Genomic DNA, 23,552 nt, shown 5'->3' with positions numbered 1-23,552 from the left:
GGCGTGTAGGACGCCCCGCTCGATGTCTGAGCGGGCCGCCAGGACTGACCACACGGGGGCGGAAATGGTGATCAGTTGGCGGCCCGACCCGCGGGCCGGTGCTGCGAGCGGCTCCGGCTTACGAGATCAGCGGCAGGGTGGCGGATACCGTGGCGTCGATGACGTTCGGCGCCAGGAACAGGCCGGTCCCGGCCGCGACCCCGAACACAAAACCCATCACGGACCCGCGGGCGACCCCCGCCACCAGCCCGACGATGATGAACACCGCCGCCACCACGCGGCCTAGGTAGCCCGTCATCCAGTCGGACAGCTTGGTGTAGAGCGGGTTGAACTCGGCGCCCCCGGTGCCGGCAAAGCTGGGGTGGGACACCAGCATCAGGGTGACCACCAACGCCAGCAGGCCCAGGGCCATCAGCGTGGTTTGTTGCCGGGGCGACAGCCCCAGCTGGAGTGCTTGTGGTTTCATAGGGTTTCTTCTCGCGCAGGACGATGACTGCCGGCGTTCCGGCGGGTTGCCGATGACCCGGCGTGGTGCGCCAAGCCCCGGGATTCACTAGGCCCCGCGCCGAGCGCTAGGCGGAACCGGTAACTGGGTTGGTGGTTGGGCGGCGGCGCCACGGCTCTCGCCCCCATCGGCCGGGCGCTGCTCCACTTGCAGCGGGCGCAGCACGGTGTAACGCGAGGTCGTGGACTGGTCGGCGTAGCTCCAGCGGGTGGGGTCCACCTCGACATAGACGGTCGTCGGCGCATGGAGATCGCCCTTGTCGTCCTCCCAGGCCGCGAGCCAGACGGCCATCGTGGTGGACGACACCCGCTTGGGTGCGAATTGCGCGGGGCGTTGATCCGGTCCGGCGACCGTCGGGCCTGGGTGTTGGAACGTGGCGCAGCCGGCCAGGGCGCCGAGCAGGGGCAGTGCAACGGCAATCCCGATTCGCTTCATAGGAAACTCCCGTTGTTGTTGGTGGTACTGATGGCGCTCGGGCGGCGTTCCGACGCGGGCGGTGGGCCGGCACCGTCCGTCAGGCGATAGATTTCGGAGGTGGGCAGGCACAGCGGCCGACTGGGGAAACCAGGGCAGGCGAATTGCGCGTTGTCGCTGGCGCAGCCAGGCAGTACCGTCAGCGGGGACACGGCGAACAGCAGCCACAACCATCCGGCGCGTCTCACTGCCCGCCCTCCCCTGTTTTGGGCGTACCAGTCGGGATCCCGGCGAGCCAACTGCTGAGGTCGTCCGGGCGGCCCTGGTGGATGCGTCCGTCGGGCGCGATCACGAAGGGGGTCCCTCTCACCCCGAACATCTGGGCCGTGATCAGGGTGCGCTGGGCCGTCTGTTGTCCGCAGGTGCCCGTGGCCGTCGGCACGTCGGCGCGGTGTTCCAACAGGGCCGCGAGCGCGGCGGCGCGGTCGGTGGTGGCCAGGCAGTGCAAGGCCAGCACCTCGGATTGGGAGTCCTCGGCGATGGGCAAGGGGATCAAGCGGAACCGATAGCGGTCCACCAGCGACGCCAGATCCTTGAAGAAGCTGGCGCAGTGGGGGCATTGCGGGTCGACGAAGGCCACGACCTCCGGACCCGTGCCGAGGTCGAGCGCACCCAGGTCGGCGACGTCGAGTTTCAGGTGCTTGAGATCGATGCGCCCGGCCAGGTCCTCGGCCTGGGCGAGCGAGGTCAGGGCCACGCCGTGCCACAGGTCGTAGGCCTTGCCCCGGACCACGTAGCGCCCGGTGTCTGAGATGAACAGGAGTTGCCCGTCGTTGGTCTCCACCGCCTGGAGGCCGCCGACGGGCAGGCGGGCCATGCGACGGATCGCCGTGTCGCTGCTCCCCAGGATCGTGCCCAAGGTGGTGGCGGGCTCGGCCCAGAGGGCATGGGGCTGGGCGACGAGTGCCGCGGCAAGAAGCCCTGAAAACCTGGAGAAGCGCATTGACGGAGACCCGAACCGGCTGTGAAGGTGCCGTCAGGGTGCCCGATCAGGGGGGGTGGGTGTGAGAGCCCAAAGTTCGGTTTTTTGGGGGGAATGCGGGAAGAGGTACAGCGGCCACCCGAACAACGGGGCCATGAAGACTAGGCGCTTTCGCCGTTGTTGCTTGATCTCCATCTGCCGCTCATCCATAATTTCATCGACTGCACCCTCCGCCAATATGTCATTGCCTGACTTGCCAGCCTTGGATGTACCTGACCATTGTGGGTTGGAGCCTGAGCCTGGCAACCTCCTTGCCGCCACTCCCGCCTTAGCCTGAACGCTATTCTGGCGAGCGACCGTAATCTTTTTTGAGGAAGACTGAACGCCGGCTACACGTCGATGCCCTTACTTCAACCTGGTGACTCGGTGCGAAACACCTACGAGGTCGAACGCCTCTTGGGTGAGGGAGCCTTTGCCGAAGTGTATCGGGTCAAGCACCGTTTCATGGGGCGCCAGGCCATGAAGGTGTTTAAGGCGGCTGGTGCCACCGTCGCCGAGATCGAACGAGACCTGGCCGAGGCCCTGCTGCTCTCTGCCCTGCGGCATCGCAACATCATCGAGGTCTTCGACGCCAATGTCCTGACCACCGCTCAGGGTGACAGCGGCTACTTCACCATGACCTATGTCTCGGGCGGGTCGCTGGAGCAATACTGGAAGTCCTTCGGCGCGGACCTGATGCCGGTCGCGCAGGCCGTCGATATCGTCCGCCAAACCTGCCGGGCGGTCGCGGTTGCGCACTCCGCTACACCCCCGATCATCCATCGCGACATCAAGCCGGCCAATATTCTGATCGGCTTCGACGGCGCGGGGCTGCACGTCCGACTCTCCGATTTCGGGCTTGCCAAGTCAGTCAACCCGCTCACGCTGCTCGCCACTGCCCGCGGCACCATGGCCTTCAAGCCGCCCGAATCGCTCAACAACGTCGACTCCTGTCACTCCGATGTCTGGGCCATCGGGGCGACCCTGCACCTGCTGCTGACCGACAAGCTGCCCTATCCCAACCTAAGCGAACGCGACACCGACAACCCCGGCCGCTTCCGCCGGCCCCTGCGGCTACCGAGCCTCTACAACATCAACATCGATGCGGGCCTCGAGGGCATCGTGCTGAGCTGCCTGGCCGTCGATCCCGCGGACCGCTACCCCAATGCCGTGGCCCTGCTCGCCGACCTCGAACTCTGGGAGCCCGAAAATGCCAACAGCGGCTTGAGCAGCGAATCGCCGAAAACCTCCAAGCATGCCCTGGCTGGCTACACCGACCGCGATCTCCAGGCGGAGGCAGCCAGCGCCGTACGGGAGGCCTTCCTGGCCGCCCAGGACCCGCTGAATCTGATGACGGCCGCCGACTTGCTGGAAGAGGCCCTGTGCAAGGACCCTGGGCTTCGCGACCGCTTTGGCACGCAACTGGAACTGTGGCGCAAGGGCATCATGCACTGCCCCATCGACACCTTGACCAATCGCTGGAAAACGCGGGGGCCGTGATCTGCGTGGCCGGTCGCCGCTCGCCCAGGCGCTCGGGCCGGGGAAAGGTATCGGTCGCGCGGTCTGGGTGTGCAGATTTTTTCTCACGGCCGCGCAACATTCGCCCGCGCGCCGCGTAGTAGTGGATAAGAGCGGCACAACAGCGCCTGAAACAGACGCCGGACCCTGGGGCAAGACGGGAGACCCACGATGGCAGCGAACACAACCGACCACGCCGAAGCCGCCGCGATGCTGGCCCTGGCGACGCCCGCGCTGTATCGCAAGAACCTGTTCCGGGTGCTCGGCATCCCGGTCACTGCCACGCCGCAGGACGTGCGCCGGCGCCAGAAGCGGCTCGATATGGCCCGCAAACTCGGTACCGGGGCAGCGGCGGACGGACAGGGGCTGCTCGCGCTACGCGATCCCAGTGACGAGGAGAACCGTACCGCCCTGGAACGGTTGAACGATCCGAAGTCCCGCCTGCTCGACGAGCTGTTCTGGTTCTGGCCGCTCGACGGGGAGGCCGCGACCGACCCGGCGTTGACCGCACTGGAGCGCGGCGACGTGCAAGGGGCATTCGATGCCTGGGCATTGGGGTCCGGTGACCCCAATCAGGAGATGGTGCGGGCGCACAACCGGACTGTACTCAATCACATGATCGCCTTGGACCTCAGCGCCTGGATGGCGACTGGGCCGGACACCGAGACCCGGACGGCGCCATTCCAGGCCCCTGAATTCAAAGCGGAGACCCTCTGGAAAGAGGCGCTTTCCGGGTGGCGGGCGATGGTCGAAAGCGAGCCCTTCCGGCAACGGCTGGAGCAAAGGGCCGACGAATTGAGCGACCCCCAATTGACGAGTGAGTCGGTACGTCGCATCCGGGCGACCCTGCCGGACGCGTTGACGAAGATCAATGCACAGTTGGCATTGGATGCGGCCGAGCGTGGCGACGATCGGTTGGCCCGCAGTTACGCGGCACAAGTTGGCTGGGCCGCATCCGCCCCCGATGCCGGAAACGAGGCGCTGCGGACGGCGCTCGCGCCGATTCGTCACCGCATCGACAGCCTATGCGAGCAGGCGAAGAAAATGGCCACGGACGACGCCAAACAGGGCGCTCGGGCGGCCTCAGGGTTGTTGGAAAAAACCAAACTCCTGCTCCGCAGCATGGACCTGTTGCTGGCCGAGGAGGATATCTCGCGCTCCGCAACGCACGATGCGATCGCCGAGGCGGTACTGAAATGTCTGATCGAGTATGGCAATCAGACTGAGGATTGGAAAGAGGTCACGCGTCTAATGGATGCGGCGATCAAAGTAGCGACCGGAGAGATCCAAAAGGCACGCCTGGAAGAGAACCGCAAAACCGCACTGAGCAATCATCAAGTTGATCTGTGTTATTTTTGCGAACAGGAGAAGGGAAATCCCACGGAGGCGATCAAAATCGAAATGTATGGGGATGTTAATCGCCGGCCGAATTACGCGAAAAACACCGTCGAGATCACCTGGCGCCACAGAACTATAGAAATCCCTCGCTGCAATAGATGCGCCACGAGACACCGTGTCACTCTTGTGCTGCATTGGGGTGTCTTTGTTTCATCTTGGGTATTATTCTATCAAGTAATAGGCGCCATGAATATTCCTGACTGGGAATTTAATTCATTTCTGTCTGCTTTAATCTTAACTGCCATTACATTTTCGATAGACCGTATCATTCTGTGGCGCAATGGCATGAAGCCGCGCAGCAGAAAATTGAAGCATCCCACAATCAGGGATCTTGGGGCAAAAGGTTGGAGTTTCGGAAATCAGCCGCAAAACTGATTTCTGATTGACGTAGCGGGCATTCAACGAATTTCCGTTTTTCCACATTGCGTGATAGCAACGCTGGTGACTAAAATGCATGACAATAGCCCAAGCGGATCGACAAATGCAAAGAGGGGCTTGATGGCTCGCACTCGCGAACTGATCTCTGACCTCCGCCAGTTGCAATATCGGCCCGAATTTCGGATTGCGTTGCCTCTCTCGGCTTTGGGCCTCAGCGACCTGGACGCGGACGGTCATGAGATGACGCCTGATCCTGCGCAACAGCCGAGCAGTGGGCATCTCGATTCCTCCATCGCCGAGGTCGCCGTCTGTCTGTGGGACATCCGGCGCAAGCTCGAAGGCAACGCAACGGCTCAACAAGATCGCAAACTGCGGTTGTTGAACCGGCGGGCGGAGAATGCAATCTCGTCACTCGAACAGGCGGGCGTGGTGATCGATGACCCGATCGGGCGCCGCTATGCCCCGGGTAGCGAGGGCTCCATGAAACCCAATTTTCAGCCGACGCCTGGCACCACCTATGAAAAGGTCATCGAGACCATCGCCCCTGTAATCTATCGCGACGACCGCCTGATCGGCCGTGGCGAGGTCTTCGTGGCGGTACCCATGGCGGCCGAGGCGGAACACGAAAGGACCAGGGCGACTGACGCCTCATCCGAGACACAACGCAATACCCCGCCCGAGATCATGATTGAAAGCGATGGCACCAATGTAGATGCCATTCCCACAAACGATCAACCCGAGGTGCTTTCACCGCTAGACTCGGTGCAGACTCCGACAACAGACGCGAATTCAGTTACTGAAGCCACTGAGAGGACCCAGCCATGACACACAGAGCGACGATCGACTTCGGTATCGATCTCGGCACCACCAACAGCACCATCGCCGTTATCGACGGGATCGATGCCCGGGTGATCCCGAACAGCCGCGGCTCAACGGTAACGCCCTCGGCGGTCTATATCAACCCCCGCGGACACGTCCAGGTCGGTCAAGAGGCGAAAGAACGTACGCTCATGCACGATTTGGGCAACGGCGATATTGAGTTTAAGCTGCGCATGGGCAGCGCAGAGGGCAAGAAAGTGTTTGCCGGTAGCGGTCGCGAAATGCAACCGGAAGACCTATCGGCCGAGGTACTGAAATCGCTCAAGACGGATGCCCGCTCGAACCTCCAGGAAGAGGTCCGCGCGGCGGTCATCACGGTACCGGCCGCCTTCGATCGCCCGCAAATCGCGGCGACACAGCGAGCGGCGGAGCGGGCAGGGTTTGCCCTGGCGCCCCTGCTCCTGGAGCCGGTGGCGGCCTCCCTTGCCTATGGCTTTCAGAGCGAGAGTGAGAGCGCCCACTGGTTCGTCTACGACTTCGGCGGCGGCACCTTCGACGCGGCTGTCATGCGCGTGCGCGACGGCCTGATCCAGGTGGTCAATCACAATGGCGACAACCACCTCGGCGGTAAGCTGATCGATTGGGACCTGGTGACCGAATTGCTGGTGCCGGCCCTGACCCAACAGTATCACCTGCCCGATTTCGGGCGTAGCAGCCCGCGTTGGCTAGGAGCCATCGGCCGGCTCAAGTTCGAGATCGAAAAGGCGAAGATCGAGGTCTGCCGTACCCGTCAGGAAGTGGAGGTCTATATCGAAAAGCTGTGCGACGATGCCCACGGCAATCCGGTCGAGGTCGTCTATACCCTGACCCCCGCCCAGGTCGAGAAGGTCAGCGGACGCTACATTCAGAAGTCCCTGACGCTTTGTCGGCGCACCTTGGAGGAGAAGGGCCTCACGGGTGCGAGCCTGGACCGCATCCTCATGGTCGGCGGCTCGACCCTCAACCCATGGGTGCGCGAGGCGGTCGCGGCCGAGCTGTGCGCGCCACTGGAGTTCGGCATTGACCCCGTGACCGTCGTTGCTCGCGGCGCGGCGATCTTTGCCAGTACTCAGGCCGCGCCGCCTCTCGATCCGGGGCTCGTGCCCCTGGGTACCTGGCAAATCGAGATTGAGCACGCCCCAGTGGGCAACGAGCCGGACCCCGATATCGGCGGGCGCGTCAACCCGGTCGGCGGCGTCTCTCCGGCAGGCTATACCATTGAGTTACGCGACAAGCGGAGCCGCTGGTCCAGCGGGCGTATCTCACTGGGTGCCGATGGGGTGTTCATGACCCAGCTCTTTGCCGAGCGACAGCAGCGGTGCGAATTCGAGATCGAGCTTCTGGACGCCGCGGGGCGACGTATTCCGACCCAGCCGGAGAGCGTCTTCTATACGATCGGAATCCCGCCGACCAAACCGCCTTGTCCCCAGAGCATCGGGATCGCCCTAGCCGATGGCTCGGTCGGTATCCTGATCACCAAGGGTAAGTCCCTGCCCGTGCGGGGGCAGCAGGACCGCCGTACGACCGTGTCGCTGCGGGCCGGGAATTCGGACGACGTGTTGCGGATACCGGTCCTGGAAGGCGAGAACCCACGGGCGGAGCGTAATCACTTCGTCGGCGATTTGATCATCCGCGGCTCGGACATCCGCCGTGACCTGCCGGCCGGCAATAAGATCGAGATCACGGTCAAGATGAATGAGTCGCTGCACGTCGCGGTCTCCGCCTTCGTGCCGATGCTGGACGAGGAGTTCGATGTCCAATTCGACGAGAAGACGGTCCACAAGTCGCCTGAGGCCCTACGCAAGGAGTTGGATCAGCAGAAGGCGCGCCTGGAGGCCGTCAGGTCCGACCCCGGGGGCGCCAGTCCCAAGGCCACGCAGGCATTGGATCGGATCAACCGCGAAGGGATGATCGCGGAGGCCGAGGCCCTGGCCGAGGCTGCCGCCGAAGATGATGATGCCCTGTCCCAGCTCGACCGGCGCCTGCTCGACCTCGCCGCAGCCATCGATACGGCCGAAGACGCCACGGCCTGGCCCAAGGCCCTGGCGGAGGTCGCAGAGACGAAGGACCTTTTGGACAAAATCATCGCTGATTTTGATCGTGATGTCACTCCGGCCGATCACGAGCGCCACGATACGCTTGAGCGCGACAGGCAGCGCGCCATTGCGAGCGGCGACGAGGCTGCTCTGAAGGTGTGCATCATCACTATGGACCGCCTGCGCTACGACATCTTGCAGCGTCTTCCGGCATTCTGGATTGCCCAGCTCGATTTTGCCGAAGAGCGGGCCGATTCCATGACCGACGTGGCACAGGCGCGGCGATTGATTGCGCAGGCGCAGCGCGCGGTGAACAACAATGACGTCGAGGGCCTGCGTTCCGCCGTGCGGCAACTCTTCTCGCTGTTGCCGATCGTGGAGCGAGAGGAGGCCAGGAACAGGCTAGGCAGCACCATCATCTGAGTGAGTCCTGTTCATACATTCTTTGTGTGCGGGATCACGGGAGTCAGTCCGCGATCCCGCCGAATCATGGGGCAGATGCCATGCGCAATAGGTCTATCTTGACAGAAATCGGAGTCACGCCGACCCCGTCTGACAGCGGTTTAGGGCCAGCCGACCGAGAATTCTTACTTGATCAGGCTATATATTTGGCCAGGTCCGGTCGATACGAGGAGGCGCTTGGATTACTTGATAGTCTGTCGCCGCAGGACGCCAGTTCTACAGCAGAGGAGATGGATCTGCGAGCGAAGATCTACGGGCAACTCGGCTATCGTCTGGATGCAGAACGATGCTGGGTTCTAGCTGCCAAGGCCGATCCGACCAATCCGCTCTACCCCCGCGCATTGGAGCGGCTACGGCGGCGTACCGCCCCCTCCTCTGGGTTGCGCAGGCTTGGGCTGGTCTTGACGGGCGGGGCGGCACTCCTGCTGTTCGTTGCTCAGGGGCTGCGCTATAACGACGAAATAGCTGCATTGAAACAGGAGTTGGCGACCACCAGTGCCACGAACCACAAAGCCCTAGCCGATGTGGTCAGGCGTCAGGAAGAACTGGCGGCAAGCCAGGTGCGCTCAGTGACGGACATGCGCGGTGCTATCGCGGCTGTTTCGGATGGCCTTGACGGACGTCTTGCGGGGTTGACGACACGGAGCGACGTTACCGATGGGTTGGCACGACTGGCCTCCGAGATTAATGCTGGCATCAAGAACCAGATGGCGCAAACGAGTGCTATTGCCGAGACGTCAAGGGCCGCAACCCGGGAGAGCCAGGCGACCTGGACGAAACAACATGAGGAGTTGGAAATGCTTAGAAAAGACATTCAAGGCGTCAAGGCACGGTTCGAATCGCTACTGGGCGGACTAACCGGCCAGATCGAGCGTCTTGGAAAAGAGGTAAAGTCTCAGTCGGGGGTAGGAATTACCACGCCAGCAAACCCCCTTCCGAACGTCTTGGTCCAGTGAATGCGTCCTGGGTCTGCCGGGGGATAGTGAGCGGCCTTCTGTCTAAATTATTCCAATGGTTGTTGCCATGTCCGTTGTTCAAGAACGCGAAGCTGCTGTCATCGTTTGGGAGTTTCTTGAGGCGCAGCGCGCCAAGGGGGAACGGTCGCCGGCTAACAGCGACCGGCCGGCGCGCACGGATGCGACGCAGGTTGCCGTGGCCAAGCACAGCGACGAGACCGAGGGCCCAGCTGCCGCAGAGTTGTCCGCGCGGTCCAAAGAGCGATCCAAGTCTAAGTCGTTTGCCTTGATTGGTAGCGTGGTTCTGGTAGCAATCGCCGGAATTGGTTCGCTCGCTTACCTCTGGTCCGGGGCCAAAGGACCGGACAGCATAGCTCTCGCTATTAGACCCTTGACGACTGATGGACAAGCGCTCGCCAACTTACCGAGCGCGGCGCCGGTTGTCCCCGCTGCGGTCGGGTCCAGACCGACTGAGGGGGAGCTGAAAGAGGAGGCGAAGATCGGGACTAACGCAACTGGGCAAGCCCAGCAATCCGGTAGCCAGGGGACAGCACGGGTGAGCACCATGGTCTTGGAGTCTGTCCGAGTTCCCGTGGCGGTGGCACCGCGGGGGTCAGCGGTTACTGATGGTAAGACGTCCAATCACCCCACACTCCCATATTCCGCGAACTCGGTCAGTCAGTCTCAGGTGGTACCATCCACCGACGCCCCGGAAGTCTTGAACGTCAATGGGGCCGACAAAGATGGAATGACGCCGTTGATGAATGCTGCGCTCGCAGGACAAGAGACCACAGCGATATCCCTTCTCGAAAAAGGCGCAAAAGTCAATGCGAAAAACATTTACGGTCGAACCGCATTGATGCTTGCAGCGCAAGGCGGTTATCTAGGCATAGCGCGAGCTCTGATCGATCACAGCGCCGATCCGAGCATCAAAGGAAAGCGAGGAGAAACTGCTTTAGCCCTAGCTCGCCTTAACGGCCATGGAGAAGTCGTCCGCATTCTGCGTGATGCCGAGTGCCGCAAATCAAAGAAGAAAGGGTGTAGTGCGTCGCCGGGCGGAAGGAACTGAAGGCACGGTCACGGTTCAGAACCCATGCCCAAGCGTGACGCCCCTTTCCCAGAAACCCGCTGGTCTCTAGTGGGGAGGGCCGCGTTTGGAAGTGGCGAGGTACGCCAGAACGCGTTGTCGGAATTCCTCGGGCTGTACTTCGCAGCCTTGCACCGGTTTCTGGTAACGGGGATGAAGATCAACCGCGATAAGGCGGAGGACCTGTTGCAGGATTTCATGCTCTCCAAGGTCATCGCGGGGGGACTCCTTTCCGCAGCCGATCCGCAGCGCGGGCGATTCCGCAATCTCCTGATCAAGGCCTTGCGCAACTATACCATCTCCGAGCTCCGGCGGGCCAAGACTGAAACCGCCTTGGTGGAAAGCAGGGAGGAGCTTTCCGAGTTCGTTGCGGATCAGGTCAGCCTGGAAGATCTGTTGCAGAGCCTTTGGGCACAACAGGTTCTGTCTACTGCGGTAGACTTGCTGGAACAGGAATGCCGAGACCGCTGCCGCGATGATATCTGGCAGGTCTTTCGTTTACGCCTTGCGGACCCTGCGCTGCGCGGCGAAGAGCCGGTGGGCTACGAGGCCATGGTGGAACGGCTGGGAATCGATTCTCCGCGCCGGGCAATCAATCTGCTCACCACCGGCGGCAGGATGTTCAAGCGGCATTTGGAGACCGTTATCATGTCTTATGCGGGACCCGGTGCCGATCTGCAAGCAGAATTACGGGATCTCCGAAAGATCGTATCCGGTGAGGGGATGAGTCTCGTGTGGGGAATACCGAAGGACGCATGAGGATATGCCATGCTCAAGCCAAGCCCTATAAGCCAGTCCGAGCGTACCCGTATCCTGTCGGTGTTGCTGTCGACAGGGGAACATCCGGACACATCCATCGGCGAGACCGCGTTGGGTGCATTGTTACAGCATCAGATGCGCTCCCGCGTGCTGAATGCGCTTCGTGATGAAGGTATTGAGCTACCCAAACGGTTAGTAGAGATTGAGCAGTCTTTGTCAGATAACGGGATTGAGACATTCGCCGAGCTCTTCGGAGACCCTGCGCCGCCCATCTGCGTCTTGCGAGCAGTACATCGCCACGCCAAGAGGCTCATGGCATTGGGGCCTGAGGAGTTTCCGACGGACTTGGCACGGGTCATCTATGCACTCTGCGAACTCAGCGCGACACAGGCAGACGCCGGGACGCGGTCAGGCAGGGCAACCCTCGGCCGCTGGTGCCTGGCTCAGACCTGGCTCGACGACGCCACGCGGAACATGGTCAGAAAGCGGCTGGCCACCGCCTGACCGCGTGCTGGTCCATACTAACCGGGGGTCTGAGGAACTTGCCGCATCGGCTGTCGCTTGCGCCACTTAGACGAGAAAACCAGCGAGCTGGGCCTCAACAAACTGTGAATACAGAAGGATCTGTTTTTGGCCTTAACCCATTGCTGGACAAGTCGGAGGTCTTCGCCAAAGCCGACACCCACCGGGCCGACTGTGCCCAGTTCGCCCGAAATCTACCACCCTTAAGTTTGCACGGCAGTCCGGAGAGATTGGAGCACCGGGTCGGCTCACCTTCAGTTCAGATACTCATCAAGCAATTGCTTCACCAAGTCCTGAACCGTACGCCCCTCCTGTACCGCCCGAATCTTCAGTTGCTGGCGCATCTTCGCCGGGATCTGGACGTTGAGCCGCGCGGTGGGCTCCTCTGCGGCCAGCGCGGTCAGCGGCGCCAGATCCGACGGTATCCCGCTGCCCGCGGCGGATTGCCCGGGGCGAGGCTTGACCTTCAAACGCGGTTCAGACATCGAACGCCTCCTGGATTTGCTTGAGCAGGTGGTGGATCTCCCACGCGGCCGGTCCTGCGGGCTCGTCGTCCATGGCGGTGGACCCGTCGGCCATGGACCGCGCAAAGATCGTGCGATAATAGATGGCCCCTTGCAGGATCGGGAACCCGTAGGTCTTGATCGCGTCGGCGACCTCCCGCGCCAGGATGGTACCCTTCTTGGCCCGGGTGACGACGAAGGCAGCCGCGGGGCGACCGTCCGTGACGGTCTGGCGCGCCTGGATCATCTCGACCAGCGGGTCACACGCCCATATATCTAAAGGTGAGGGCTGGATCGGGATGAGCACCAGGTCCGCGGCCTTGACGGCCGCCGCGATCATCTTCTCCAGCTTGGCGGCGCCGTCGATGAAGACCCACTGATAGGGTGCGCCCAGGGAGACCAAGTCCCGATCGAGCGTCGGCCGGTCCAGGCCGATCACGGGAAAGCCGGCCTTCCCGTCCCCCGCGTTGTGCCAGTCCCGGGCGCTGCCTTGCGCGTCGGCATCGGCGAGCAGGACCGTCTGCCCCTTGAGGTGCAGCGCCCGGGCCAGATGGGCGGCCAGGGTGGTTTTCCCGCACCCGCCTTTGGGGTTGAGGATGGCGACGACGTTTGGCACAGATTTAACTCCCTGGTTGATCGAACTTTGTTACGTGATTTCAACGGTTCCTCGCTTCCCTGCTTCCTGGCTTCAGCGCTGGGTTCCTTCCTCGCTTCCTCACTTCCTCTCAACAACCGTTCCTTTGAAGCCGCCTGCCGGCGACTTCGCATTCCGCGGCCAGATCGACGGCGACGCCATTTGAGTTCGGCAAGCCTCATTACTTCCCGCCTTCATCCCTTCACCGCTTCGTTGCTTCCTCGCTTCCCAGTTTCCGCGAGACGGTGAAAGCCCCACCCGGTGACAAGGTGGGGACGACTCAACCTCCGCCTGGACCCCGCCCGATGCACTTAACATCCTCCCTTCTCAGCTTCCCGGCTTCTTCCCTTCCTCGCTTCCTTGTCTCCAAGGAACCTTGGAAGAGACCAAGCAAAGATCCCTGCTTCCGTCACGCTGGCGCACCAGCCCCAAAGAACTGCGCCATCCCCCCTTCGCGCGCCCGCAGCTTGCGCAGGTAGCGCCGGATCATCCGCTCATCCTTCCAGCCCCCGGCCTGGAGAATCCCCGCCGTGGAGACGCCGGCCGCCGCCAGGTCCTGGGCCGCACCGACCCGCAGCGAGTGCCCGGAGAAGGCCGCCGCATGCCGCAGCATCGCCCGCCGGACCTCCCGCCGGTCGCCCGTCACGTCCAAGGTGCCGTTCTCAATGGCGATCCGCGCCACGGCGAGTTTGACTACCGTGTTGACCTCCGGCGCGCTCAGGCTCTGTGCGGTGATCAGCAGGACGGCCGCTGGACCACGCCCGCCGTTGCTGCGCAAGCGGGTGAACACCGGTCCCGCCTGGATGTTGCCGCGCGCCATCCAGGTACGCAGCAGCTCCGCGGTCAGCGGCGCCAGATACCGGGGCTCCGGCTCCGCCTCCAGTCGCTGCTTGGTCGGGCGCAGCAGCACCAGGGCACCGTCGCCGTCCGCGAACTCCAAGTCCGCCACATTGATGGCCACCAACTCGGCACGGCGCGCCATGGTGTTGTGGCCGACCGCCAGCAGGGCGGCATCCCGTAGGCCCTTCAGGTCCCCGGGGTCACGAGTCAGCACCGCCAGGGCGGCCAGCACATCGGCCCAGCGCAACGGCGCCGCCTGGTCCTGGCCACCGCTGCCGCGCGTCTTCGCCTTGACCGTGTTGCGCACCATCGGCGCCTTGGTCGGATCGGGCGCATCCAGGAGGCGATGCAGCGTGCTCAGGGTACACAGGTAGCGCTGCACCGTGGCCCGGGCGCGGGCCGGCTCCCCGTCATAGCCGCCCAGCATGTCGGTCACGAACCGCACCAGCAGTTCCGGCTGGGTCGGAAGGCGGATGCGGTCGCGCTCGTCCGGATACCAGGCCGCCGCCCGACCCAGTGCCCAGGTCCGGAAGACCGCCCAGTCGCAGGCCCAGGCGATGCGGGTGTTCGACGCGGCGGCCTCCAGTGCGGTCGTGATGGAGAGGCTCGAGGTCGCCAACCAATCGTCACCGCGGAAGAGCGCGTGGGCGACCGCGCTCGGGAGTCGGCCGAGGGCGGGATCGAAGCGCCCGCCGGGTTCAAGCGCGATCACACCCGCTCCATGGCCACGACGCCCGACTTGATGGATCGGCGGGTCTCGCCGAAGTTGATGTCCAGGATGTCCTGGTCACGAATGCCGACCACCAGTCCATCGCCGAAGAAGGGGTGTCGCACCCGGTCGTTGATGCCCCAGTCGCCGGGGGGAACCGGCGCCGTCGGCGGCTGCGCCGGCGGTTGGTAGCGTTCATCAAGCCCCACTTCCCCCAGATAGCGGTTGAGCACCGGTGCCGCCTGGAGCGACGCCTCCGGCAAGTCCGCTCCGGGGTCGGCACCGGACAGCCGGCGGGTGATCGCCTCCCCAAGTGCCGTGCTGGTGCGCAGATTGGCCTCGAAGGCGAAGGGACTGGCGGCGGTCTTCGCCTGACCGGGACCCCGGGTGGGGGTGCCCAGCCAGGCCGCATCGAACCGCGCATCGGGCGGCACCACCAACAGGAGTTGTTCCTGGACGCGGGTCATCGCCACATAGGCGAGCCGCCGTTCCTCCTCACGCATTGGCTCGGCACTGGATCGGCGCGACGGGAACAGCCCGTCTTCCAGCCCGGTGACGATGACCAGGGGGAACTCGCGCCCCTTCACCTGGTGAATCGACGACAGCAGCACCGCGTCGCCGCCGGCCTCGTAGCGTTCGCGGGACCGCCGCAGCGCATCCATGCGGGCGACGAACGCACCGACGGTGGTGCTGGTGCGCACCGCCCAATCCAGGAGCGTCTGATAGGCCAACTCCTTTTCGGCCGCCGCCTCAGTGGTGGCCGAGGTGGCGAAGGCACTCACCAGATCGGTGGTGGCGGCATAGATCCGCAGCGCAACGGCGGCCGGCAGGTCGGCCCAGCCCAGGGCCTCATGCCACAACTGCGCACGATCGGCGATCCGCGTTTCGTGATAGGGCTTCCTGGCCTGGCGGGCGGTCTGCATGAGCAGGGTCGGGGCCTGCGCGGGGGCGCGGACGATGGCATCCGCCAGGGTGTCGAGCGTGGCCGCCGTGAGCCACAGGGTTGGGGTCGCGAGCATGTGCCGGACGATCTCGCGGGCGCGCGGCTCGGCGAAGAGCGTGCCGGCGGCCAGGCGCAGGTAGCCCAGGAGTCCGGCGATCTCGGGGACCCGGAAGAGGTCGTCCTTGGCCTTCACATAGGGGATGTCGCGCTCCAGCAGGGCCAGTTCCAGGCTCAGCGTCTGCGCCCAGAGTCGGGCGAGGACTGCCACCTCGCGCAGCGACCGTCCGGCGCGGCACCAGGCGTCGATGGCCGCCACCAGCGCGGACTGGTCCCCGGCCGAGGTGGCACGGAGCACGTCGATGCCGGTGTCCGGCGTGGACGGCGCCGAGACGCACAGGGTGTCCATGCGGTTGCGGTTGTGGCCGATCAACTGGGCGGCGGCCAGCGACACCCGGTGGCCGAAGCGGAAGGTCCGGGACAGGGTGTAACGGGTCGCCCCGGGGAAGTGCCGAGCGAACTCAGCCCCCATGACCTCCGGCCGCGCGCCGCGCCAGGCGTAGATGCACTGCGAATCGTCGCCCACCGCGTTCAGGTACGCCCGGGTCCCCACCAGTTGGATCAGCAGCTCCACCTGGACGCGACTCACGTCCTGGAACTCATCGACTACCACCAGGTCCAGCTTGTTCGTGACTAGCGCGAGCGCTTTGGGGTTGGCGCGCATCACCGCCACGGGGTCCGACAACAGGTCGGCGAAGAACCGCAGGCCGGCACGCTCGCGCGCCTGCTCGAAGAGCGTGAAGGCCCGGACGAAGTAGGCGCAGGACGGCAGCAAGCCAAAGGTCCGGAAGGCGTCCGCCGCGGACAGCAGGTCCGACTTGACCAATCCGATGAAGGCGCGAAACGCCTCGAACGCGTCCTGGCTCGGGTACTCGTCGCTGCCCTCCTCCTTCAGCGCCGCCAGGGCGGCCTCGCGGGCGAGCTTCTTCTCCACGGCTTCGCTCGGCTCCAGGCGGCGGCGCGGCAGCAGTTCATGCTTCTCGAACAGGGCGGTGAGGGACAGCCCCAGGCTATGGAAGGTGGACACCTTGGGCGCGGCGCGGTGCGTCGGCAGTGCACCCGCAAGGCGGGTCTGAAACTCCTTGGCCGCCTCACGATTGAAGGCGAGCACGCGGATGCGTTCGGCCGGCACCCCCTGCTCCAGCAGGAACAGGACCCGACCGACCAGCATATGGGTCTTGCCCGAGCCGGCCACGGCGTAGGTCAGGCTATGGCCGCCGGTGTGCTCGATGGCGCGCAGTTGTTCGTCGGTGTAGCTCATGGTGTGCTCTGTTCGGGGATCATCTACCGGCTCCGCTCCAACCCGAGCCAGGTCGCCAGCCGCTGGCCCATGGGCACCAGGACCGCATTTGGAAAGCGGGGCGTCTTGGCCAGCGCCAGCTCGCGCCAGAACCGCAGATGATCGCGGTCGCTGGTCTCGCCGTGGTCCTGCCGATAGGCTAGATTGCCCCGAAAGTTCCCATGGCTGAACAGGGTGTCGAAGATCGCGCTCTCGTAGGCCGGCATGGCGTCGATGCCGTCCAGGGGTGGGACCGTGGCACTGCCGAGGCACACCCGGCCGTCGGCATAGACGTTCCACAGAGGCGCGTGGAACAGTGGCGTGCGCGCCGTCGGCCGACCGCGCGACTTGATCGCGGCGAGCCGGATGGCGCCGTCGGTGGCGGCGAAGACCAGGGTTGGCCAGGGTACGTCCAGGCGGATCGGGCCGTCCTTCTTCCCACGAAAGAGCATGGGGCGCACAGTTCCGGGCACAGACCAGACCAGCGCTTCGTCCCCGGAAGCGAGCACGTTCGGCGGCGTCCACCGCAGTTCGCTGGTGCGCTCCCCGAGCAGGGATTCCAGCAGGGCGCGGGCATCGGCCACGGTCAGCGGCCGACCGGGGAGAATGCGGGTTCCCTGCGCGTCATCGTCCAGCGGATGATAGGTGATCCCGCCCCCGCCCTCCCGGCGCTGCTCGTGGAAGACGATGGCCCCGGTGGGGCGGGTGGTGGTGATGCTGGGTAGCGCCATGGTTTCAGTGAGCGGCATGGTCGGCCTCATCGCCGGACGGGGCGGCCAGGATCAGGGCCATCGCCGTCGCGGCGTTGGTCAGTGCGTCCAGGATGGACCGGGCACCGCCGGCCGCAACGGGGTAGCTGGCCAGCATGCGCTCCCCAGCCTGGGCGGCTTGGTCGAGGGTGTCTTGCAGTGCGTCCTCGAACCAGGGGAGCCCGGGGTCCAATTGGATCAGCCAGTCGAGCGCCCATGCGCCCTCGTCCTCCGGGGTGGGCACGGCCGGCGAGCGCCCCGCCGCGACTTGGAGCCGAGCACACACCAGCTGGACCCAGCGTGCCCAGGCCAGGTCGACCGGGTGCGCAGCGGCACGCTCCAGGTCCGCGGCCAACCGGGCGGCCTTGGCGTCCACCTGCGCGACGGTCAGCGGGCGGCGCCGGTCTTGGCGTTTGACGAACGCCTCCCAACGGTTGCGCGCGTCGAGCCAGGACGCCAACTCGGCGGCCAGGTCCGCCGCGTCCGCCACGGACTCGGTGCCGCGCTCCAACCAGCCGCACTCCTGGGCCTCGTCGATACAGGCGGCATGGAAGGCGGCGGGGTCATTGCGCACCGCCGCGGGCACCGCCAGAAAGGCGTCCAGGCGCTCCTCCACGCTCCAGAACAGGTCCGGCTGCCAGCCGCGGGTACTGTCGATCCCCAGGGTCTCACGCATCAGGATGCAGACGCGATAACACAGGCTGGCCAGATCGGGATGCAGCGTGAGCAACGGCAGGCGGTGGCAGACCAGCGCCGTGCCCTCGCCCACCAGGTGGATCGCGCCGTCGCGCCCTTCCACGCCGATCAGCAGGGCCGGGCGCAGCGCGGGGTCCACCAGGTCCGCGACCTGGGCGTTCAGATGGTCGCCAATGGCCTCAAGGGCAGTCGAGGCGAGTCTATAGAGTGGACGCGCATCGCCGCCGTCGTTCGCGTCCAGTGCCACGGCCACCGCGTTGCCGTCCACCAGCCCGGTTTCCAGGGTGAACTCCAGCAGGCCGGCGACCTCCTGCCAGTCGTGTTCCAGCCAGTCGGCATAGGCACGGCGGGTGTCCGTCTCCCCGTGGAAGGTGCCGGGCGCGGCGCGCAAGGGGAAGGCGAGCGGACTCAGGCCGGCGGCAACGCCCGGGGGTCGAACCGGCCACGCCGCCGATCCTGGGCGGCGCGGCTGAGGACCTGATCGATCCGGCGCTGTTGCCAGCCTGCTGTAACTCTGAGCCCGCATGGGGTGTGCTCCTGTGCCGGTGGCGTTGCGCGGTGATCCGCCCAGGCGCGCAGCCGGGCGGTGATCTCGCCGGGGTTCATTGTCGGGCTACCCTTTGGTCTTCACCGTCGGGCGCTCGACGGGATAGACCAGGGTCCCGTCGGCGCGGAACTCGGGCGCCGCGAGCGTTGCACCCTGGACCTGGGGGAAGTTCGGCGCGTAGAGCGCCAGCGCGTCCTCGGCGGACAGGGAGGCGTCGGGGTCGGCCAGTTCCAGGGCGCCGAGGCGAAAGACGCGGGGCGGGGTCTCAATGGTGGTTGCGGTCATGGGATGCTGCTTCCGGTTTGGGTCGGGGGATCAGGCGGCCTGGCGCCCGGCGACGAGTCCAAAGCTCGCCCAGGTGCGGGGGTCGATGGCCAACTCGCGCACGCGCACGCCGGTGGGGTTGATGAAGAAACCGTGGACGCCGATGGTGCCGTGTCGCACCAACTGCCACAGCAGATCGCAGGCGGCGACGGCCACCCAGCGGTTGATGAACAGGGTCCTTCCCACCTATCATCCTTCGGCGGTATTGTTCAAGTGGAACCTGCGTGTGCCTTTGCTGCTTGACTTGACGAAGGCGCGGCGAGAATGCGAGTTCCCCGAGACGCGCCAGACGGTTCGTGAGATCTGGGCCGAACCCACAATCCCTGACCTGTGGGCGTGCTGGGAACAACACGGCAAGCACTCGCCGTTGTTGGCAGTGGACATCGAGACAGAACGGTCGCCACTGCAAATCAGTGAGGTGGGTTTTGCCAGCGACCCCCACCACGCCCTGCACATCCCCTTTGTGGTGGAGAAAAAGTCATGGTGGAAAACCGCTGAGGAGGAGGTTCCGCCATGGAAATTCGTCAAGCACGTTTGTCAGTCATCGATTCCCAAGATTCGCCAAAACCTCCAATACGATATGTATTGGCTGATTAAAGAGATGGGGATCAAGATGATGAACTACAAACATGACGCAATGTTGCTGTCTCATGCATGGCAGCCCGAGTTGGGGAAGAGCTTGTACTTCCTCGGCTCAGTACTCCTCGATGAAGCCAGATGGAAGAACATCCGCAAGTCAATCGACAAAGAGGACTTCTAAATGACCGACACCCCACTCCGCACTGCACTGATCAATATCGGCAATATCATTGCCGAGTTCCCCAACTTCCGTCTGGTGTGGCAAACAGCCGATGGCGTTTTTGATTGCCACATCCGCTACAAGGGGGAGCGCCTTGGCCGCGACTTCTACATCTATGATCATCTGGTGGAGGATTTCAGCACTACCTTTGCCTTGACAGACTTCGCCGGGATCCTTCTTGGGGTACTGGAGAGGGAGCCAGCCCTTTTTGAGGAAAAGTTGCGCGCCCCAACATTCGCGCTGGGACAGCTGTGTGCTTTTGCTGACGAGCGGGCGGACTGGGGGCGCGTATGGAAATGACTGCTGAGCAGCACGTTCTAAAAGGCATTGTATACCTGCATCAGCGGCAGTCCCCAGCGTTTGAAAGCCTGGCTGGATACTCAAGGGGTGGAGATTGACAGGATAGGGGTGGCGCATCTTGCGCGGCCAGGGCCGCGGCGGCGGAACAACTTGGCGTGTCGCCGGCGTCCAGCCGCTCGGCCTGCGCCAGTTCCGGGAACAGGTCATAGACGTTGGGCAGGCGGGCCGGGTCCGCCTGCCAGGACGACACGGATGGGGTTCGCTACCCAGCGGGGCCTCCACCGACATCATGGGTGACGAGGACCACGCTTCCGGCATTCACATCCAGACCTGCACATCACGCGCAAAACGCAATCCCATGACTTCGCAGGCCAATTTCAGCAGTTGGCGCTTCTTCACGTCGTTCTCATTGGTGCCGACCAACCAGCCGGGTGCAAAAGCCTCGGTTTCAGTCCACAGCGTCGGTGTAGTCGGATAGACTTCCTGCGGTGTACGCCCCACATAGCGGCGTGAGCGCCCTATGACCCGCGTCGCCTGATGAAAGCGCGCTGGAAACGCGGGCTCCAGTTCCGCGAAGTGGCGCAAGAGTTCCACGAACGTATCCTTGGCGAAACGGGTCGGAAAGTCCTGCCCGAACAGCCGGTAACCGGACACCAGCGGACGGGACGCAGGGCGTGGCGCGGGCGCTCGGGGCGGAGGCTCAAGAACGCGCTGAAGGCCGGCGATGGTTCGCTGTAAGGCCACAAGCTGGTGCTGCAATTCGGCAAATTGGACGGTATCAGGCAACATCGGCGTACTCTCCGGCGTATGACGGTTGGCGCACCGCGCTGGCCGGGTTGCGGACGCCGGGATAGTGGTGCTCGCCGCGCAGCAGGCGCTTCTCGGTCCGGTGCGATGGGCGATAGACGGTGACTACCTTGTCGCCAGCGATCACCACACGACAGCCCCGCAACCGCTCCAAGGCATTGATCTCCTGTTTGCGGCGGCGGATCTCACGGTCCACGTCCTGCCCGAGCAGGAAAAGACTGTCGTCATCCACAGGCGTCCCCGCGGCGACGATCACTGGGATATCGGACTCGCGCATTCCCCGTTGACGGACGCGGGACTGGGCGTGTTGGGTCAGCGTCAGGTTCATTTGCAATTCTCCGCATTGGTACTGTCGATCTGCGCGTTAGTACTGGCGTTGCTGCTATCGGCGCGGTCTTTCTTTGACTGATTCCCAGGTAGATCGTCTTTTCTTGGATGTCGATGTAAGCGTGGCATCCGGGCTCGAAGCTCCTCGGTAACGGAGCGATATTTCTCGTCAATCCAGCGACGGTAATCCTCCTCTGCCATCTGGTCCTTTTTTTCGCTTACCTCCCCTAGATTGATCTGTCCGTGTTGAATCCATCCGAGGACACTTCGGTCTGGTTTAATGCCTGGATCGAGCCCGACGATTGAACCGAGGACCTCCATGGGGACTTCGTAGTACGGTGCAGTCCTATAGCGTGATTCGAACTCGATCGGAGACTCCTGGAACAGGCCAAGCTCCTTCAGTTCGTCTTGCAGGAAGTTGATAAAGGACGATAACTCTTCGCCGTCTTCATCGCGGTAATCTTCGAAAACATCCGACTCTTCAATAGATTTGCGCTCCCTGTGCACCCAGTCATGATCGTAGTGGTCCCAGAATGCTGCCCGCATATAGGGCAAACGACGGTGCGCCTCCCCAGTTGCGGCGTCTAGTGACTGTAAGGTCTGATCGAGCGCGGTTTGCCGGGCGCGCAGGCTGCGCTCCGCGAGGATCAGAAAGGCGAGTGGGGCAAGATCGATGATTGCATCCTCGATCAGGCCATAGTGCCGTTGCATGAGGGTCAGGAAGGTCCTGGCCGACCCGTCGATGCCGCCCTTCAGCGGGACACGGTTTCGAAAGAAAGCGATGTCCGGCTTTTCAGGGGCTCGCGTCAACTGCTCCCATTTGACGCCGAGGGCGGCGCATAGCTGTTCGCGGCTATGGGACCTGATGCGGGCGGTCTGCTTGCCCCGCTCCCAGCGACTGATCTGGGTCTTGCTGATATTGGTCGCGTCTGCGAGCTGGTCCTGGGACCAACCCCGCTTGTTGCGGTGGAGCTTCAGGGCATCGGGATTCAGGGTCTCGGTCATGGCGCATCTCCTGTCTAACGTCGTTGTAGACAGATTAGACGCCTTAAGACCAATCTACAATGATCTTTTAAGCGCCATATTTGTAATTAAGGCGCTAATGAGCCAAGCTATGTGACCTTAAAAAGGGCGCGCAACCGCGTCTCGCTCAACCCGAGGCGGGTTCCCGTCCGGGGCTACCCCGCCGAAACGGCGCGCAGCGCGTCGTAATGATTGCCGAAGCCGCACGATCGGAACACGCATGCTGCCGCGCCGACGCCTGGCTGGTCCCCCTGGTCACAGCGAAACGGCACCCGCGGCGGGTGACGAGGCGTCGTTGTCACCACACCATGGTTACGTGTTTGCAGATATTGGCGTTGGGTATCCGATGGGGTCGGCGCCCCCAACTGGGCGGCTTCAGTCGTCGGGGCTCCAGCGGGGGCAGCTGGGTTTCAACAGGGAGGGTACAGTGGCACCCAGGGCTGAACGCTCGGTCTGGTTAGGAGCACCGAACACGCAAACCTGGAGTCTTCTGCACGCCTGGAACTAGCCACGCCTTTTCGCGGTGGGCACCAAGATTCCACGGCAAACTCTGTGTGACTGACCGGAGACTGGATTCTGTTCCGCGCGCTGACTAGACTCGGTGGCAAGCTCGTCGCTCTGAACGGGACCATCTGCCTGATGCGGGAGATCGACGCTGTGATCAAAAAGTTCGGTGGCTGGCCCGATGCCGTGGCGACCGGTGAGGCCAAGGACCAATGAGCGTCGGTACCGGCAGTGAAAAATCGGCCATCGACTACTTCGTGGACGAGGCGGGCGATCCGACCCTGTTCAACACCAAGGGCCAGCTGATTGTCGGCAACGAAGGATGCTCACGCTATTTCATCCTCGGCAAGCTGGAGATCGACGACCCGAAGGGACTGTCCGCCCAGTTGGTGACGCTGCGTCAAGATCTGCTTGCCGACCCGTACTTCAGAGCTGTGCCCTCGATGCAGCCGGAGCACCCTCTGTGCCAATGTAGGTGAGACAGCACCCCCCGGTTAAATTACTGTAGGGCGGTCTGAAGGAGATCACCGATGGCAACGCATGTGAAACACGTTCTGGTCGACGCGCTGGGGGAGGAAACGCAGGGAGCCCGTAGGG

The 23,552-nt window shown here is 63.8% G+C and carries 27 protein-coding genes; 11 read left to right on the top strand and 16 right to left on the bottom strand.

Going from position 1 to position 23,552, the window contains the following annotated elements:
* Nucleotides 1-118 precede the first annotated feature (118 nt).
* From traA to QZX93_RS11330, 4 genes are all read right to left on the bottom strand, one after another.
* On the bottom strand, nucleotides 119-466 hold the full coding sequence (gene traA / locus QZX93_RS11345; protein ID WP_295390994.1) for a TraA family conjugative transfer protein: 348 nt from the start codon (nucleotides 464-466) through the stop codon (nucleotides 119-121).
* Between the two features lie 87 nt (nucleotides 467-553).
* On the bottom strand, nucleotides 554-940 hold the full coding sequence (locus QZX93_RS11340) for a TraV family lipoprotein (RefSeq protein ID WP_295390992.1): 387 nt from the start codon (nucleotides 938-940) through the stop codon (nucleotides 554-556).
* Entirely contained in the window at nucleotides 937-1,167 is a 231-nt protein-coding gene (locus QZX93_RS11335) for a conjugal transfer protein TraV (RefSeq protein ID WP_295390990.1), read from the bottom strand. Before QZX93_RS11335 ends, QZX93_RS11340 begins: the two co-directional genes overlap by 4 nt.
* Nucleotides 1,164-1,922, bottom strand: coding sequence for a DsbC family protein (locus QZX93_RS11330; protein WP_295390988.1), 759 nt, complete (start codon nucleotides 1,920-1,922; stop codon nucleotides 1,164-1,166). The genes QZX93_RS11335 and QZX93_RS11330 overlap by 4 nt, the downstream gene beginning before the upstream one ends.
* A gap of 405 nt (nucleotides 1,923-2,327) precedes the next feature.
* Between QZX93_RS11330 and QZX93_RS11325 the strand changes: the two genes are divergently transcribed.
* The 8 genes from QZX93_RS11325 to QZX93_RS11290 all read left to right on the top strand — a co-directional run bounded on the left by QZX93_RS11325 (nucleotide 2,328) and on the right by QZX93_RS11290 (nucleotide 11,896).
* Entirely contained in the window at nucleotides 2,328-3,440 is a 1,113-nt protein-coding gene (locus QZX93_RS11325; RefSeq protein ID WP_295390987.1) for a serine/threonine-protein kinase, read from the top strand.
* A 189-nt stretch (nucleotides 3,441-3,629) separates the two neighbouring features.
* Complete coding sequence (locus QZX93_RS11320; RefSeq protein ID WP_295390985.1) at nucleotides 3,630-5,231, top strand: hypothetical protein; 1,602 nt, start codon at nucleotides 3,630-3,632, stop codon at nucleotides 5,229-5,231.
* A gap of 75 nt (nucleotides 5,232-5,306) precedes the next feature.
* On the top strand, nucleotides 5,307-6,059 hold the full coding sequence (locus QZX93_RS11315) for a hypothetical protein (RefSeq protein ID WP_295390983.1): 753 nt from the start codon (nucleotides 5,307-5,309) through the stop codon (nucleotides 6,057-6,059).
* Complete coding sequence (locus QZX93_RS11310) at nucleotides 6,056-8,551, top strand: Hsp70 family protein (RefSeq protein ID WP_295390981.1); 2,496 nt, start codon at nucleotides 6,056-6,058, stop codon at nucleotides 8,549-8,551. Before QZX93_RS11315 ends, QZX93_RS11310 begins: the two co-directional genes overlap by 4 nt.
* A gap of 269 nt (nucleotides 8,552-8,820) precedes the next feature.
* Nucleotides 8,821-9,546: a hypothetical protein gene (locus QZX93_RS11305; RefSeq protein ID WP_295390979.1), complete on the top strand. Its 726-nt coding sequence runs from the start codon at nucleotides 8,821-8,823 to the stop codon at nucleotides 9,544-9,546.
* Between the two features lie 718 nt (nucleotides 9,547-10,264).
* Entirely contained in the window at nucleotides 10,265-10,615 is a 351-nt protein-coding gene (locus QZX93_RS11300) for an ankyrin repeat domain-containing protein (protein ID WP_295390977.1), read from the top strand.
* A gap of 24 nt (nucleotides 10,616-10,639) precedes the next feature.
* The gene (locus QZX93_RS11295; RefSeq protein WP_295390975.1) at nucleotides 10,640-11,392 is read left to right on the top strand and encodes a hypothetical protein; all 753 of its coding nucleotides are present in this window, start codon (nucleotides 10,640-10,642) and stop codon (nucleotides 11,390-11,392) included.
* 9 nt (nucleotides 11,393-11,401) lie between these two features.
* The gene (locus QZX93_RS11290) at nucleotides 11,402-11,896 is read left to right on the top strand and encodes a hypothetical protein (protein WP_295390973.1); all 495 of its coding nucleotides are present in this window, start codon (nucleotides 11,402-11,404) and stop codon (nucleotides 11,894-11,896) included.
* Between the two features lie 272 nt (nucleotides 11,897-12,168).
* On the opposite strand, the gene QZX93_RS11285 is transcribed toward QZX93_RS11290, so the two are convergent.
* The 8 genes from QZX93_RS11285 to QZX93_RS11250 form a co-directional block, all read right to left on the bottom strand.
* Nucleotides 12,169-12,399: a hypothetical protein gene (locus QZX93_RS11285; protein WP_295390971.1), complete on the bottom strand. Its 231-nt coding sequence runs from the start codon at nucleotides 12,397-12,399 to the stop codon at nucleotides 12,169-12,171.
* Nucleotides 12,392-13,033, bottom strand: a complete 642-nt coding sequence (parA, locus tag QZX93_RS11280) for a ParA family partition ATPase (RefSeq protein ID WP_295390969.1) — start codon at nucleotides 13,031-13,033, stop codon at nucleotides 12,392-12,394. The genes QZX93_RS11285 and parA overlap by 8 nt, the downstream gene beginning before the upstream one ends.
* A gap of 427 nt (nucleotides 13,034-13,460) precedes the next feature.
* Nucleotides 13,461-14,603 (bottom strand): tyrosine-type recombinase/integrase, encoded by a 1,143-nt coding sequence (locus QZX93_RS11275; RefSeq protein WP_295390967.1) that lies wholly within the window; start codon nucleotides 14,601-14,603, stop codon nucleotides 13,461-13,463.
* Nucleotides 14,600-16,861 carry an ATP-dependent helicase gene (locus QZX93_RS11270; protein ID WP_295390965.1) on the bottom strand — a complete coding sequence of 754 codons (2,262 nt, stop codon included), beginning with the start codon at nucleotides 16,859-16,861 and terminating at the stop codon, nucleotides 14,600-14,602. The genes QZX93_RS11275 and QZX93_RS11270 overlap by 4 nt, the downstream gene beginning before the upstream one ends.
* 23 nt (nucleotides 16,862-16,884) lie before the next feature.
* Complete coding sequence (locus QZX93_RS11265; protein WP_295390963.1) at nucleotides 16,885-17,628, bottom strand: PRTRC system protein B; 744 nt, start codon at nucleotides 17,626-17,628, stop codon at nucleotides 16,885-16,887.
* Complete coding sequence (locus QZX93_RS11260; protein WP_295390961.1) at nucleotides 17,615-18,850, bottom strand: hypothetical protein; 1,236 nt, start codon at nucleotides 18,848-18,850, stop codon at nucleotides 17,615-17,617. The genes QZX93_RS11265 and QZX93_RS11260 overlap by 14 nt, the downstream gene beginning before the upstream one ends.
* Before the next feature lie 87 nt (nucleotides 18,851-18,937).
* Nucleotides 18,938-19,156 (bottom strand): PRTRC system protein C, encoded by a 219-nt coding sequence (locus QZX93_RS11255; RefSeq protein WP_100922787.1) that lies wholly within the window; start codon nucleotides 19,154-19,156, stop codon nucleotides 18,938-18,940.
* Between the two features lie 30 nt (nucleotides 19,157-19,186).
* A complete protein-coding gene (locus QZX93_RS11250) occupies nucleotides 19,187-19,381 on the bottom strand; it encodes a hypothetical protein (protein ID WP_295392586.1) in 195 nt (64 codons plus the stop codon).
* 40 nt (nucleotides 19,382-19,421) lie between these two features.
* On the opposite strand from QZX93_RS11250, the gene QZX93_RS11245 reads away from it, so the two are divergent.
* Both QZX93_RS11245 and QZX93_RS11240 read left to right on the top strand, forming a co-directional pair.
* A complete protein-coding gene (locus QZX93_RS11245; protein ID WP_295392584.1) occupies nucleotides 19,422-19,955 on the top strand; it encodes a hypothetical protein in 534 nt (177 codons plus the stop codon).
* On the top strand, nucleotides 19,956-20,294 hold the full coding sequence (locus QZX93_RS11240) for a hypothetical protein (RefSeq protein ID WP_295392583.1): 339 nt from the start codon (nucleotides 19,956-19,958) through the stop codon (nucleotides 20,292-20,294). It abuts the gene before it with no gap.
* Between the two features lie 40 nt (nucleotides 20,295-20,334).
* Here the strand turns inward: QZX93_RS11240 and QZX93_RS11235 are convergent, their stop codons facing one another.
* From QZX93_RS11235 to QZX93_RS11220, 4 genes are all read right to left on the bottom strand, one after another.
* On the bottom strand, nucleotides 20,335-20,544 hold the full coding sequence (locus QZX93_RS11235) for a hypothetical protein (protein ID WP_295392582.1): 210 nt from the start codon (nucleotides 20,542-20,544) through the stop codon (nucleotides 20,335-20,337).
* A 68-nt stretch (nucleotides 20,545-20,612) separates the two neighbouring features.
* A complete protein-coding gene (locus tag QZX93_RS11230; protein ID WP_295392580.1) occupies nucleotides 20,613-21,083 on the bottom strand; it encodes a hypothetical protein in 471 nt (156 codons plus the stop codon).
* Nucleotides 21,073-21,429 (bottom strand): hypothetical protein, encoded by a 357-nt coding sequence (locus QZX93_RS11225; RefSeq protein ID WP_295392579.1) that lies wholly within the window; start codon nucleotides 21,427-21,429, stop codon nucleotides 21,073-21,075. Before QZX93_RS11225 ends, QZX93_RS11230 begins: the two co-directional genes overlap by 11 nt.
* Nucleotides 21,426-22,433: a helix-turn-helix transcriptional regulator gene (locus tag QZX93_RS11220; protein ID WP_295392577.1), complete on the bottom strand. Its 1,008-nt coding sequence runs from the start codon at nucleotides 22,431-22,433 to the stop codon at nucleotides 21,426-21,428. Before QZX93_RS11220 ends, QZX93_RS11225 begins: the two co-directional genes overlap by 4 nt.
* Before the next feature lie 734 nt (nucleotides 22,434-23,167).
* Between QZX93_RS11220 and QZX93_RS11215 the strand changes: the two genes are divergently transcribed.
* The gene (locus QZX93_RS11215; protein ID WP_295392575.1) at nucleotides 23,168-23,434 is read left to right on the top strand and encodes a hypothetical protein; all 267 of its coding nucleotides are present in this window, start codon (nucleotides 23,168-23,170) and stop codon (nucleotides 23,432-23,434) included.
* The last annotated feature ends 118 nt before the right edge of the window (nucleotides 23,435-23,552 follow it).

It is taken from the genome of uncultured Thiodictyon sp. (assembly GCF_903946935.1).
Lineage (GTDB): Bacteria > Pseudomonadota > Gammaproteobacteria > Chromatiales > Chromatiaceae > Thiodictyon.
Note: the sequence above shows the minus strand (reverse complement) of the source record. Positions and strands in the feature narration are given on the sequence as shown.

Bases quoted from the DNA above. Each gene is read 5' to 3' on its own strand.
- traA (WP_295390994.1), bottom strand. From the start codon at position 466: ATGAAACCACAAGCACTCCAGCTGGGGCTGTCGCCCCGGCAACAAACC.
- QZX93_RS11340 (WP_295390992.1), bottom strand. From the start codon at position 940: ATGAAGCGAATCGGGATTGCCGTTGCACTGCCCCTGCTCGGCGCCCTG.
- QZX93_RS11330 (WP_295390988.1), bottom strand. From the start codon at position 1,922: ATGCGCTTCTCCAGGTTTTCAGGGCTTCTTGCCGCGGCACTCGTCGCC.
- QZX93_RS11320 (WP_295390985.1), top strand. From the start codon at position 3,630: ATGGCAGCGAACACAACCGACCACGCCGAAGCCGCCGCGATGCTGGCC.
- QZX93_RS11315 (WP_295390983.1), top strand. From the start codon at position 5,307: ATGCATGACAATAGCCCAAGCGGATCGACAAATGCAAAGAGGGGCTTG.
- QZX93_RS11310 (WP_295390981.1), top strand. From the start codon at position 6,056: ATGACACACAGAGCGACGATCGACTTCGGTATCGATCTCGGCACCACC.
- QZX93_RS11305 (WP_295390979.1), top strand. From the start codon at position 8,821: ATGGATCTGCGAGCGAAGATCTACGGGCAACTCGGCTATCGTCTGGAT.
- QZX93_RS11295 (WP_295390975.1), top strand. From the start codon at position 10,640: ATGCCCAAGCGTGACGCCCCTTTCCCAGAAACCCGCTGGTCTCTAGTG.
- QZX93_RS11290 (WP_295390973.1), top strand. From the start codon at position 11,402: ATGCTCAAGCCAAGCCCTATAAGCCAGTCCGAGCGTACCCGTATCCTG.
- QZX93_RS11285 (WP_295390971.1), bottom strand. From the start codon at position 12,399: ATGTCTGAACCGCGTTTGAAGGTCAAGCCTCGCCCCGGGCAATCCGCC.
- QZX93_RS11270 (WP_295390965.1), bottom strand. From the start codon at position 16,861: ATGAGCTACACCGACGAACAACTGCGCGCCATCGAGCACACCGGCGGC.
- QZX93_RS11265 (WP_295390963.1), bottom strand. From the start codon at position 17,628: ATGCCGCTCACTGAAACCATGGCGCTACCCAGCATCACCACCACCCGC.
- QZX93_RS11260 (WP_295390961.1), bottom strand. From the start codon at position 18,850: ATGCGGGCTCAGAGTTACAGCAGGCTGGCAACAGCGCCGGATCGATCA.
- QZX93_RS11255 (WP_100922787.1), bottom strand. From the start codon at position 19,156: ATGACCGCAACCACCATTGAGACCCCGCCCCGCGTCTTTCGCCTCGGC.
- QZX93_RS11240 (WP_295392583.1), top strand. From the start codon at position 19,956: ATGACCGACACCCCACTCCGCACTGCACTGATCAATATCGGCAATATC.
- QZX93_RS11230 (WP_295392580.1), bottom strand. From the start codon at position 21,083: ATGTTGCCTGATACCGTCCAATTTGCCGAATTGCAGCACCAGCTTGTG.
- QZX93_RS11225 (WP_295392579.1), bottom strand. From the start codon at position 21,429: ATGAACCTGACGCTGACCCAACACGCCCAGTCCCGCGTCCGTCAACGG.
- QZX93_RS11220 (WP_295392577.1), bottom strand. From the start codon at position 22,433: ATGACCGAGACCCTGAATCCCGATGCCCTGAAGCTCCACCGCAACAAG.
- QZX93_RS11215 (WP_295392575.1), top strand. From the start codon at position 23,168: ATGAGCGTCGGTACCGGCAGTGAAAAATCGGCCATCGACTACTTCGTG.